An 11907-nucleotide genomic window follows, 5' to 3' on the forward strand; every position below is an offset into this window, starting at 1 on the left:
CCTAGCTGCCCCACTCATCGGAGCGAACGAGGATGCAGCCGGAATCGGGGCAGTACACAATCTCGTCATCGGCTGCCTTGCGGATGTCCGCCAGGTCGCCCGGGCTCAGCTGCATCCCGGAACCCTCGGAGGTGCCGTGGAACAGCCGTGCGGCGCCGATGCCGTGCTTGGACAGCGTCTTTTCGTAGGCAGCAAGCAGCGCCGGGTCAAAGCTGGACGCGAGCTCTTCGCGGCGTGCCTCGGTATCGGCCTGCTCAGCCCCGATGACTGACAGTTCGGCGTCGCGCTTTTCCTCGAGCTCCCGTCGCTTCCCGTGCAGGGTTTCCAGCTCTGCCGCGGCTTCGGACTGCCGTGTCCGGGCTGTTTCGAGGCGCTCCATGACTTCGAGTTCAACGTCTTCCAGGTCCGAGCGGCGACGCTGCAGCGAGACAATCTCGGCCTGCAGGGCGGTGAGCTCCTTCGAGCCGACCTTGCCGCTGTCCAGGTGCTGCTGGTCCCGTGTCATGCGGGCCACCACGGAGGCAACATCGGCTTCCGCGCGGGCGAGCTCGCGTTCGACGTCGGCTACCTCTGTGCCCGCGCTCACGCGTGCGCTCTCGGCGGCGGCAACGGCGTCGGCAAGTGAGGCGATTTCAGGATTGTTGCTTATGGTGCGGGCCTGGTTGCGCAGGGCCTTGATCCTGCTGTCCAGGGCCTGCAGATCCAGCAGCCTCAGCTGCTCCGCGGGCGATGCTTTTGCCACCGATTACCTCCGTGTATATCCGGACCGACCTGGCCCGGCACTCCTAAGCCTATGCCACGCAGCCGCATCACTTCAGTCCGGGAGTCAGGACAAAGTCCCAGGGATCGGTGTTCACCCCGCTGACGCGCACGTCAGCGACGAACCCCTGGTCCGTCAGGACGTTCTCCAGTGCCCCGGCGGCCGGGGTCAGCCACAGCCATTCGCTCCCGAAGTGGGAGACATCAATGAGGTAGGGGCGCCCGTTTCCGGTGAGTGCACGTTCACGCAGTTCCGACGCCGGATGGTGGCGCAGATCGGCCGTGACGTAGACGTCGGCACGCTGGGCACGCACTGCGTCGAAGAGGCTGTCGCCGGCACCGCCGCACACTGCGACGCGCCGCACCAGCCCGTGCGGGTCTCCTGCCACCCGCACGCCGCCGGCGACCGCGGGAAGAATGCCGAACACCCGCTCGGCGAAGTCCGCCAGGCTCATCACGTCGGGAAGCTCGCCCACCCGGCCGATTCCCTCCTCGGGCAGTCCCTCCGGTGCCGGTACCAGCGGAGCCACATCGCGCAGGCCAAAGGCGTCCGCAAGGACGTCGGAAACACCGCCGACCGCGCTGTCCCCATTGGTGTGCACGGTCAGCAGCGCGCATCCACCTTCTATCAGGCGGTGCACGGCGTCACCCTTGAACGTGGTGGCCGCGACGGAGGTCACCGGCTTCAGCAGCAGGGGGTGGTGGGTGATCAGCAGGTCCGCACCCCAGTCCAGGGCTTCGTCTATAACCTCGCTGGTGGGATCCACGGCGAACAGGATCCGCCGGACCTCACGGTCGGCCCGTCCGGCAACCAGGCCGGGGGCGTCCCAGTTCTCGGCCAGGGATTCGGGCCACAGCTCCTCCGCGGCCAGCAGCACATCCCCCAGCGTGGGTATGCTCCCGCTGCCGGCCTCTGCCGGCTGGATATCTTGATCGGCGGTATCCGCGCCGGCCCGCTCGTTGGGGTGATCCGCTTCCATAGGTTTAGTTCTACCCCGATGCGCGGGCGGTGCTCAATTCCGCCGCACCCGCGGTGATGGACTGCACACCGCGGAATCCCGCTCCCGGGATTCGGGAATCAATACGCCGCGCACCGCATTGTTAAAGGCATGAAGACGTACGTACTCGGCGGAGGCTGCTTTTGGTGCCTCGACGCCCTCTACCGCAAGGTCCGCGGAGTCACCGATGTGGTTTCCGGCTATACCGGCGGTTCAATCCCCGACCCCGACTATGACAGTGTCTGCACCGGCACCACCGGCCATGCTGAAGTGGTGGCCGTAACCTTTGATGAAGAGGTAGTGCCCGGAGAGGTGCTTCTGGATATGTTCTTCTCCCAGCACGATCCCACCACGCTGAACCGGCAGGGATACGACGTGGGCACGCAGTACCGCTCATCCATGTTCTACCGTGATGAGGACCAGCGCAGGGAATTCGAGTCCGCGCTGGAGCGGGCACGCGGTAACTGGAAGGATCCGATCGTCACCGAGATCACTCCCCTGCCGAGGTTCTACCCGGCGGAGGATATCCATCAGGACTTTTATGCCAAGCGTCCGGGCACCGGGTACTGCCAGGTCATTATCAATCCGAAGCTGGCCAAGGCCCGCAAGTATTACTCCGAATGGCTTCAGGACTAAGGGCTCCACAGGCCGCCGATAGGCTTGGACGGGCAGATGTCCGTCCGGCATTTCGAAGAACGTTTGAGGAACAGAGGAAAACATGGCTCGTATATATGACGATGTAACCCAGCTTGTGGGCGGAACCCCGCTGGTCCGGTTGAACCGGCTCGCGGCCGGGCTGCCCGCCCAGGTGGCAGTGAAGCTGGAGTTCTACAACCCGGCCAACAGCGTCAAGGACCGGATCGGTGTGGCGATTGTTGACGCCGCCGAGAAGGCCGGCGCCCTGAAGCCGGGCGGAACCATCGTGGAGGGCACCTCGGGCAACACGGGTATCGCCCTGGCCATGGTGGGCGCTGCCCGCGGTTACAAGGTGATCCTGACGATGCCCGAGACCATGTCCACCGAGCGCCGCGTTATGCTGCGTGCCTACGGCGCCGAGATTGTCCTGACCCCCGGTGCCGAAGGCATGCGCGGTGCGGTGGAGAAGGCCAAGGAGATTGTTGCCACCACTGACAACGCCATCTGGGCCCAGCAGTTCGCCAACGAAGCCAACCCGGCGATGCACCGGGCCACCACTGCCGAGGAAATCTGGGCAGACACCGACGGCCAGGTGGACATCTTCGTCGCCGGCATCGGCACCGGCGGCACCGTTACCGGCGTCGGACAGGTGCTGAAGGAACGCAAGCCGGGCGTACAGATTGTTGCCGTGGAGCCCAAGGACTCCCCCATCCTCAACGGCGGCTCCCCCGGGCCGCACAAGATCCAGGGCATCGGCGCGAACTTTGTCCCTGAGATCCTGGACACCACCATTTACGACGAGGTTTTCGACGCCTCCATTGAAGACTCCGTTGCCACCGCCCGCGCACTGGGCACCCAGGAAGGCATCCTCGGCGGCATTTCCTCCGGTGCCATCGTCTGGGCCGCCCTGGAACTGGCCAAGAGGGAAGAGAACGCCGGTAAGCTGATTGTCGCCACGGTCTGCGACTTCGGCGAACGCTACATCTCCACCGTGCTGTACGACGACATCCGCGGCTAGAGCATGTCCGCCCCGACGGGGCACTGAAAAACCGAGCAGAAAGTTCTCTGTGAGTCTGTTAGCCCGACTGCGCGAAGACCTCGCCGCCGCCGCATCCCATGATCCGGCGGCACGGGGCTCGCTCGAAAACCTCGTTGTCTATTCCGGCCTGCATGCCATTTGGATGCACCGGCTGACACACCGCATGTGGTCCCGTCCGGGCCTGCAGTTCCCCGCCCGTGTCCTCTCGCAGATCACCCGCTTCGCCACCGGCATCGAGATCCATCCCGGTGCCACCATCGGCCGGCGGTTCTTTATCGACCACGGCATGGGAGTGGTCATCGGCGAAACCGCCGAAATCGGTGACGATGTCATGCTTTACCACGGCGTCACCCTCGGAGGACGCTCACTGGCGAAGGTCAAGCGGCATCCGACGATCTGTGACGGCGTCACCGTGGGCGCCGGCGCCAAGATCCTGGGGCCGGTAACCATCGGGGCCCGCAGTGCCGTGGGAGCCAACGCCGTGGTGGTCAAGGACGCTCCGGCGGATTCGATTATCACCGGCATTCCCGCCAAATGGCGGCACCGGGACACCAAGATGACGCAGCCCGCGGTGGATCCGGCCGAATACGTGGATCCTGCGATCTACATCTAGCCGAATTCCCGGCTGTCCCCGGATCCTCCCGGACACTCAGGACAAAGCAAAGGCCCGCAGCAGATGCTGCGGGCCTTTCCTTTGTAACCTGCCTAGTGCGTGTCCACTGCCTCTACTTCGGCGCGGTCCTCGCCCCACATGGTGTGGAAGGTGCCCTCGGCATCCACGCGGTGGTAGGTGTGCGCACCGAAGAGGTCGCGCAGCCCCTGGGTCAGGGCCGCGGGAAGACGCTTGCGGCGCAGGCCGTCGTAGTAGGCCAGCGAGGAGGAGAACACCGGGACGGGGATGCCCAGCTGCACGGCCACGGAGACCACCCGGCGCCAGGCCGGAACGGCGGCGGCAATGGATTCGGCGAAGGCCGGCGCGAACAGCAGGTTGGCAGGGGCTGCGCCGTCTGCGTAGGCCTTCATGATGTCATCCAGCAGTTCCGCGCGGATGATGCAGCCGGCCCGCCAGAGCGAGGCGATTTCATCGAGCTTCAGGTCCCAGCCGTACTCCTTCGCGGCTGCGCCCAGCATGTCGATGCCCTGCGCGTAGCTGACCAGCTTGGACGCGTAGAGGGCCTGCCGGACGTCCTCCACGAACGTCTCGGGCAGCTCGACGGCGGTTTCCTCGCCCTTGAGCGTTTCCTGCGCAATCCCGCGCTGGCCGCGCTGGGAGGACAGTGCGCGGGCGAAAACGGACTCGGCGATGGCGGAGACCGGCGAACCGAGATCCAGGCCGGAGACGACCGTCCAGCGGCCGGTGCCCTTCTGCCCTGCGGAGTCCACAACCACGTCCACGAACGGCTTGCCCGTCTTCGCGTCCACATGGCCCAGGACCTCGGCCGTGATCTCGATCAGGAAGGAGCTGAGCTGGCCGGTGTTCCACTCGGTGAAGATCTGCGCCTGTTCGGCCGGTTCGATGCCTGCGGCCGAACGCAGCAGGTCATAGGCCTCTCCGATAACCTGCATGTCGGCGTATTCAATGCCGTTGTGCACCATTTTGACGAAGTGTCCGGCGCCGTCGGTGCCGATCCAGGTGCAGCAGGGCTCGCCGTCGTACTTCGCTGCGATTTTCTCCAGCATGGGCCCCAGGGAGTCGTAGGACTCGCGGGAGCCGCCGGGCATGATGGACGGACCCAGGAGTGCGCCCTCCTCGCCGCCGGACACGCCCACACCCACGAAGTGGAGGTCCTTTTCCGCCAGCGCGGCTTCGCGGCGGCGGGTGTCCTCATAGTGTGAGTTGCCGGCATCGATCACAATGTCGCCGGGTTCCAGCAGCGGCACCAGCTGGTCAATCACCGAGTCCACGGGTGCGCCGGCCTTCACCATGATCAGGACGCGGCGGGGCTTTTCCAGCGAGTCAACCAGTTCCTGCAGCGACTCGGTGCGGATGAAGTTTCCTTCATCGCCGTGCGCGGAAAGCAGGGCATCGGTTTTCTGGACGGATCGGTTGTGCAGGGCCACCGTGTAACCGTTGCGGGCAAGGTTGCGGGCAAGGTTTGCGCCCATGACGGCAAGGCCGGTTACACCAATTTGTGCACTCAAGTTCTCTCCAAGGATCTTTGGGGTGCCCCAGCGGGCACGGGCCGGCGCGGGCTCATCGCGCCGCGTTTCAGGCTCCAGCCTATGCTTCCGGGCCGCCTCGCCGCCACACGGCGCCGGATCAGCTGCCGCCGGTATACCCGTTGACGGTGGATGCCACACTCTCGACGACGTCGATGCCGTCAGCCAGGGTGGGGTTGCGTGCGCTCAGCACAACAATGCTGTAGTCATTCCCGCCGGCCCGTATGAAGCCGGCGCTGCCCACGTTCCACGCGGCCTCGTCATCCTGCAGCCAGCCGTTCTTCAGGCCAATCTGCGCGTCGGGGGCGCCCACTCCGGCCGTGATGCCCCATGACTGCTCCGGGCAGACGTTTTCCATTAGCGCGACGCCGAACGCGAGGAGGTCCGGGTCCAGCCAGTCGGCGCCTTCGGCCACGGTCCGGGAAATGCGCAGCTGGTCCTCGGCAGTGGTCTCACTGGCGCCCCACATTTCGCCCGCTTCAGTGGCCTCCACCCCAATGAGTTCGTAGGTGCGCTGCAGCTCGGGCCTGCCGCCCAGGCCGTCATACAGCGCGCTGGTCGCCTCGTTGTCGCTGTACTCGATCATCAGCGTGGCCAGGTTTACTTCCTCGGCGGTGAGGTCCCGCCCTTCCGCAGTGGCCTGGCGGATCAGGGTCAGCAGGATCGGCACCTTCACCAGGCTCGCCTCGAGGTAGCGCTGCTGTGCGTTGTACTGCCAGGATTCCCCCGAGGCGTTGTCCCGGACCGCCACGGAGAACTCGGCGTCAGTGCCGGCGGCCAGAAGGTCCAGAGCCGCAGCTACCGGGCCGGCGGGCTGCCCTGTACCGTTTTCCGCCGCTCCCGGGCCTCCGTCGGACGGGACCGCCGCGGGCGCGTCCGCTTCGGGCAGGCCCGCCGTCGTTGCTCCCGAACAGCCCGCTGCAGCAAGAAGCAAAAATGCCGCTGCTGCCGCGCAGGTACGCTTCCTCCACCCGGATCCGTTGATCCTCACTCTCACCGTCCTGTCCCGGTTCCTCTCGTTGTGTCTGTCCTTTTCGGGGCGTACCCCCATTCGTAGCAGCGGACTTAAACGAAAACGGCCGCCGTTGCCTTCCGCATCTGCGGAAGGCAACGGCGGCCTATCTGTGGGTCCTACCGGGATCGAACCGATGACATCCACGGTGTAAACGTGGCGCTCTACCAGCTGAGCTAAAGACCCTCATCGTGCTGCCGTACCGCCCGCATAATCCGGACCGGCCCTGCATCACGAGGAACTACATTACCCCAGGGAAGCGCCCCGTACCTAATCGGCACTATCCGGGGTACCGGCTGCGGCTTCTGCGGCGGAAGCCGGAAGGTCCGGCAGATGCCTGACGAGCCAGGTCAGCGCCGTACTGACTCCCATGTCGATCTTCAGGGTTGCCAGCGGATCCCCGCGGGTGGCGCCCCGGTTAATAATGACCACCGGCTTGCCCGCCTTGACCGCATAGCGGACAAACCGGAGTCCGCTCATGACGGTCAGTGAGGACCCGGCAACCAGCAGTGCGCCGGCTGCGTCCACCATGGCAAACGCCCTGGCCACGCGGTCCTTGGGTACGTTCTCTCCGAAATAGACAAAATCCGGCTTGAGCATGCCTCCGCAGACCGGACAGTCGGCCACGACAAAATCGTCTGTGTCAGCGATCTCGGCATCGGCATCCGGGGCAATCTCCCCGCCCTCGCGTACGCGGTCCAGGTATCCCGGATTCAGGTCCTGGAGCAGGTGCGCAACCTCTTCGCGGGAAAAGCCGGTGCGGCAGTCCAGGCAGATCACCCGGTCGTAGCGCCCGTGCAGGTCAATGATGTTGATACTGCCCGCATCGCTGTGCAAACGGTCGACATTCTGGGTAATCACGCCCGAGAGAAGTCCCCGGCGCTCCAGGGCGGCCACCGCTTCATGTCCGGGATTGGGCTCGGCATGACGCAGATGATGCCAGCCAACATGGTTGCGTGCCCAGTACCGCCGCCGAAGGTCGGCATCGCCAACGAACTGCTGGTAGGTCATGGGATTCCGGGGCGGGGCATCCGGCCCCCGGTAATCCGGTATCCCTGAATCGGTGCTGAGGCCCGCACCCGTGAGGAGGGCGATCCGGCGGCCGCCGAGAAGCCCTGCAGCCCGGCGGAGGAGCCGCACCTCTTCCTCAGTGGGTTCGGGGACCTGTTCCAGTGCGCCGCCGCTGGCGAAGCCTGTCAGGCCGAGCCCCGGACGCTGCCCGGTTTCACTCATAGTTCCTCCAAGGCCGAACGGTACTGCTCCAGCGGACGCGGCAGGCCGGGGTCCGAGCGGATACAGCCGCGCAGGACCCCGGCGCCGTCGATAAGGAAACTTGCGCGGGCGGCCTGCCCCTGCCGGTCGTCAAAAACACCGTAGGCCCGTGAGGTGTGGCCGTGGGGCCAAAAATCCGACAACAGGTCGAAAGTGAACCCTTCGTGGTCTGCCCAGGCCCGCAAGGTGTATTTGGAATCACACGACACTGCCAGCAGGCGCACCCCTGCGTCGGTGAACATTGCCCGTTCGCGCTCCAGTTCCGCTAGCTCTCCCCGGCATACCGGAGAGAAGGCGAAGGGAAAAAAGACAAGGGCAACACCGGACCCGCGCAGGCCTGACAGTCGGACTGCTTCACCGAACTGGTTCGGCAGGCAGAAGTCGGGTACCGCAGTACCCGCCGCCGGCAGGTCTGCGAACAGCGTCACTTCTTGCGTCGGCTGACCAGTCGGGTGGCTGTCCAGTCATCGCATACGCCCGGCGATGTGGTGACGTGCAGTCCCGCGGTGGGGGCTGCTTCCTCAATGTCCGCCGGGGGCACGTACCCGTCCCGGCCGGATTTGGGCGTCAGGACCCAGACAACACCGCCGTCGTCGAGCGTGGTCAGGGAATCGACCAGTGCATCCACGAGATCACCGTCATCGGCCCGCCACCAGAGGATGACCCCGTCTACTACGTCGTGGTCTTCTTCGGTGAGCAGTTCACCTCCGATGAGGTCCTCAAGGTCGTCGCGGAAGTCAAAGTCCACGTCGTCGTCGTAGCCGAATTCCTGAACCAGGTCCCCGTCCTTGAAACCCAATCTGCTCGCCACGTTATCCTCGGTGACGGCCTCGGCCTCGCTCACTTCACTCCTCCTGGTTGACTGCATAAATACAAGGGAATCACACATTTGCCCGATCCGCGCGGTCCCGGACCCAACGAAACACCTTTAACCGGCAGGCATCAAGGCCCCGCGGCTTGTCCGCCTTTAGCGATGCCTCCGGGTGCAGGCTACGCAACAGAGCCAACCCGGGACTACAGTGGAGGAAAAGCAGATTTGGGCGCCCTGGCGCGCATCCGTGCGCAAGCGAAGATCCGGCGGACACCGGCTGGATCCCACTGAAGAATCTGGCAGACACAATCTGTACTTAAGAGAGGTTGGCCGTGGCCGCAGAAGACACAACGGACATCCTGAGCGGGTTAACCAACCAGCTTCCGGACCGTGATCCTGAGGAAACCGCAGAATGGATCGAGTCGCTTGACGAACTCATCCGCTCGCAGGGCACCGAACGCGCGCAGTACATTATGCGTTCGCTGCTGCAGCGTGCCGGTTCCCAGAGCGTGGGCGTCCCGATGGTAACCACCACGGACTACGTCAATACGATCCCCGTGGACCAGGAACCCGAGTTCCCCGGCGACGAGGAAATTGAACGGCGTTACCGCGCCTGGCTGCGTTGGAACGCGGCCATCATGGTGCACCGGGCGCAGCGCCCGGGAATCGGCGTCGGCGGGCACATTTCGACTTACGCCGGTGCCGCGACCCTGTACGAAGTGGGCATGAACCACTTCTTCCGGGGCAAGGACCACCCGGGCGGCGGAGACCAGATTTATTTCCAGGGTCACGCCTCCCCCGGTATGTACGCCCGCGCCTTCCTCGAGGGGCGGCTCAGCGAAGAGGACATGGACGGCTTCCGCCAGGAGAAATCCCGCGAAGGCCACGCCCTGTCCTCCTATCCGCACCCGCGCAGCATGCCTGATTTCTGGGAGTTCCCCACCGTGTCCATGGGCATCGGGCCCATGAACGCGATCTACCAGGCGCAGTCCAACCGCTACCTGGAGAACCGGGGCATCAAGGACACCTCGGACCAGCATGTCTGGGCCTTCCTGGGCGACGGCGAAATGGACGAGCCCGAATCGCGCGGCCTGCTCCAGCTGGCCGCCAACGACAAGCTCGACAACCTGACGTTTGTGGTCAACTGCAACCTGCAGCGCCTCGACGGTCCCGTCCGCGGCAACGGCAAGATCATGCAGGAACTGGAAGCCTTCTTCCGCGGCGCCGGCTGGAACGTCATCAAGGTTGTCTGGGGCCGCGAGTGGGATGACCTGCTGCAGCGGGACAAGGACGGCTCGCTGGTGGACATCATGAATGCCACCCCCGATGGCGACTACCAGACCTACAAGGCCGAGTCCGGCGGGTTTGTGCGCGAACACTTCTTCGGCAAGAGCCCGGAGACCAAGGAACTCGTAGCCAACCTGACCGACGAGGAGATCTGGAACCTCAAGCGTGGCGGGCACGACTACCGCAAGGTGTACGCCGCCTACAAGGCCGCCATGGAATTCAAGGGTGCCCCCACGGTCATCCTGGCGCACACGGTCAAGGGCTACGGCCTGGGTACGCACTTCGAGGGACGCAACGCGACCCACCAGATGAAGAAGCTGACCCTGGATGACCTCAAGGCCTTCCGCGACCACCTGCGCATCCCGATCAGCGACGAGCAGCTCGAAGCCGATCCGTACCAGCCGCCGTACTACAACCCGGGTGCAGACGCTCCGGAGATCAAGTACATGCTGGAGCGCCGCCGCGAGCTCGGCGGCAACGTGCCCGAGCGCCGGGTTCAGCACGAACCGGTACACCTGCCGGACGAGAAGGCCTACGAAGTAGCCAACCGGGGCTCCGGCAAGCAGCTGGCAGCCACCACCATGGCCTTTGTCCGCCTCCTCAAGGACCTGATGCGGGACAAGGAATTCGGCAAGCGGATTGTGCCGATCATCCCCGACGAGGCCCGGACCTTCGGCATGGACTCCTTCTTCCCGACGGCGAAGATCTACAACCCCAAGGGCCAGAACTACCTGTCCGTGGACCGGGACCTCGTCCTGGCCTACAAGGAGTCCCCGCAGGGCCAGATTGTTCACGTAGGCATCAACGAGGCCGGCTCCATCGCAGCGTTCACGGCCGCGGGCACCTCCTACGCCACGCACGGTGAGCCGCTGATCCCGGTCTACGTGTTCTACTCGATGTTCGGGTTCCAGCGCACGGCTGACTACATCTGGGCGGCCACCGACCAGATGGCACGCGGCTTCCTGATCTCGGCCACGGCCGGTCGCACCACGCTGACCGGTGAAGGCCTGCAGCATGCCGACGGCCATTCGCCGATCCTGGCCTCCACCAACCCCGCGGTGAAGACCTACGATCCGGCGTACGGTTACGAGATCGGGCACATTGTGCGCCACGGGCTGGAGGAGATGTACGGACCGGATTCGAAGGATCCGAACGTCATCTACAACCTGATGGTCTACAACGAGCCCATCCAGCAGCCCAAGGCCCCCGAGGACCTTGACGTTGAAGGCATCATCAAGGGCATCTACCTGCTCGCCCCGGCGAAGATCGACGGGCCGCGCACGCAGCTGCTGGCCTCCGGCGTCGCCGTGCCGTGGGCACTGGAGGCGCAGAAGCTGCTCGCCGAGGACTGGGGTGTTTCGGCCGATGTCTGGTCCGTGACGTCCTGGAACGAGCTTCGCCGCGACGGCCTGGCCGCCGAGGAGGAAGCGTTCCTGAACCCGGGTTCGGAACCGCGCGTGCCGTTCGTGACCCAGCAGCTGGCCGGGGCCACCGGTCCCATCGTGGCGTCCACGGACTACATGAAGGCCGTGCCGGACCAGATCCGCCAGTTCCTGCCGAACGAGTTCGCCAGCCTCGGTGCTGATGACTTCGGTTTCGCTGACACCCGTGCCGCAGCACGCCGGTACTTCAAGATCGACAGCCACTCGATGGTGGTGCGGGCACTTGAGATGCTTGCCCGCCGCGGCGAGGTCGACGCCAATGCCCCCAAGGAGGCCATTGAGAAGTACCGCCTGCTGGACGTCAACGCCGGTACCAGCGGTAACGCCGGGGGCGACGCCTAACCGGCACCTGCTTCGCAGCCACGGACGCCGGTGTTGGCACCGAACAGGTCCGTGACACCGGCTCCAAACAGAGGAACCGCCGCACACGCGGCGGTTCCTCTGCCTTTAAGCCGTGATCCCCTGCCTCGCCGCCCCTCACCCGGCAACTA

11 protein-coding genes and 1 tRNA gene are annotated in these 11907 nt (G+C 65.1%); 4 read left to right on the forward strand and 8 right to left on the reverse strand.

What is annotated here, in order from left to right; translation table 11 throughout:
- Position 1: 1 nt before the first annotated feature.
- Both MUK71_RS10195 and MUK71_RS10200 read right to left on the reverse strand, forming a co-directional pair.
- Positions 2-742, reverse strand: a complete 741-nt coding sequence (locus tag MUK71_RS10195) for a zinc ribbon domain-containing protein (RefSeq protein WP_227927655.1) — start codon at positions 740-742, stop codon at positions 2-4.
- A gap of 67 nt (positions 743-809) precedes the next feature.
- A complete protein-coding gene (locus tag MUK71_RS10200; protein WP_227901514.1) occupies positions 810-1739 on the reverse strand; it encodes a Nif3-like dinuclear metal center hexameric protein in 930 nt (309 codons plus the stop codon).
- 129 nt (positions 1740-1868) lie between these two features.
- Here MUK71_RS10200 and msrA point away from each other — a divergent pair, with 129 nt between their 5' ends.
- From msrA to epsC, 3 genes are all read left to right on the forward strand, one after another.
- Complete coding sequence (gene msrA, locus MUK71_RS10205; RefSeq protein WP_227901513.1) at positions 1869-2393, forward strand: peptide-methionine (S)-S-oxide reductase MsrA; 525 nt, start codon at positions 1869-1871, stop codon at positions 2391-2393.
- Positions 2394-2475: 82 nt separating this feature from the next.
- Positions 2476-3411, forward strand: coding sequence for a cysteine synthase A (gene cysK, locus MUK71_RS10210; RefSeq protein ID WP_227901512.1), 936 nt, complete (start codon positions 2476-2478; stop codon positions 3409-3411).
- A gap of 49 nt (positions 3412-3460) precedes the next feature.
- Positions 3461-4045, forward strand: a complete 585-nt coding sequence (gene epsC / locus MUK71_RS10215; RefSeq protein WP_227927654.1) for a serine O-acetyltransferase EpsC — start codon at positions 3461-3463, stop codon at positions 4043-4045.
- Positions 4046-4137: 92 nt separating this feature from the next.
- Here the strand turns inward: epsC and gndA are convergent, their stop codons facing one another.
- The 6 genes from gndA to MUK71_RS10245 form a co-directional block, all read right to left on the reverse strand.
- Positions 4138-5574 carry an NADP-dependent phosphogluconate dehydrogenase gene (gene gndA, locus MUK71_RS10220; RefSeq protein WP_227927653.1) on the reverse strand — a complete coding sequence of 479 codons (1437 nt, stop codon included), beginning with the start codon at positions 5572-5574 and terminating at the stop codon, positions 4138-4140.
- Between the two features lie 118 nt (positions 5575-5692).
- The gene (locus MUK71_RS10225; protein ID WP_227927652.1) at positions 5693-6583 is read right to left on the reverse strand and encodes a serine hydrolase; all 891 of its coding nucleotides are present in this window, start codon (positions 6581-6583) and stop codon (positions 5693-5695) included.
- Positions 6584-6717: 134 nt separating this feature from the next.
- A tRNA-Val gene (locus tag MUK71_RS10230) sits at positions 6718-6790 on the reverse strand.
- A gap of 84 nt (positions 6791-6874) precedes the next feature.
- Complete coding sequence (locus MUK71_RS10235; RefSeq protein WP_227901508.1) at positions 6875-7837, reverse strand: NAD-dependent protein deacetylase; 963 nt, start codon at positions 7835-7837, stop codon at positions 6875-6877.
- Positions 7834-8304 (reverse strand): peroxiredoxin, encoded by a 471-nt coding sequence (locus MUK71_RS10240; RefSeq protein ID WP_227901507.1) that lies wholly within the window; start codon positions 8302-8304, stop codon positions 7834-7836. The genes MUK71_RS10235 and MUK71_RS10240 overlap by 4 nt, the downstream gene beginning before the upstream one ends.
- Complete coding sequence (locus MUK71_RS10245; protein ID WP_227901506.1) at positions 8301-8720, reverse strand: DUF3052 domain-containing protein; 420 nt, start codon at positions 8718-8720, stop codon at positions 8301-8303. The genes MUK71_RS10240 and MUK71_RS10245 overlap by 4 nt, the downstream gene beginning before the upstream one ends.
- A gap of 293 nt (positions 8721-9013) precedes the next feature.
- Here MUK71_RS10245 and aceE point away from each other — a divergent pair, with 293 nt between their 5' ends.
- Entirely contained in the window at positions 9014-11758 is a 2745-nt protein-coding gene (gene aceE, locus MUK71_RS10250) for a pyruvate dehydrogenase (acetyl-transferring), homodimeric type (protein ID WP_231709656.1), read from the forward strand.
- The last annotated feature ends 149 nt before the right edge of the window (positions 11759-11907 follow it).

The sequence above is a fragment of the Arthrobacter zhangbolii genome, assembly GCF_022869865.1.
Classification (GTDB): Bacteria; Actinomycetota; Actinomycetes; order Actinomycetales; family Micrococcaceae; genus Arthrobacter_B; species Arthrobacter_B zhangbolii.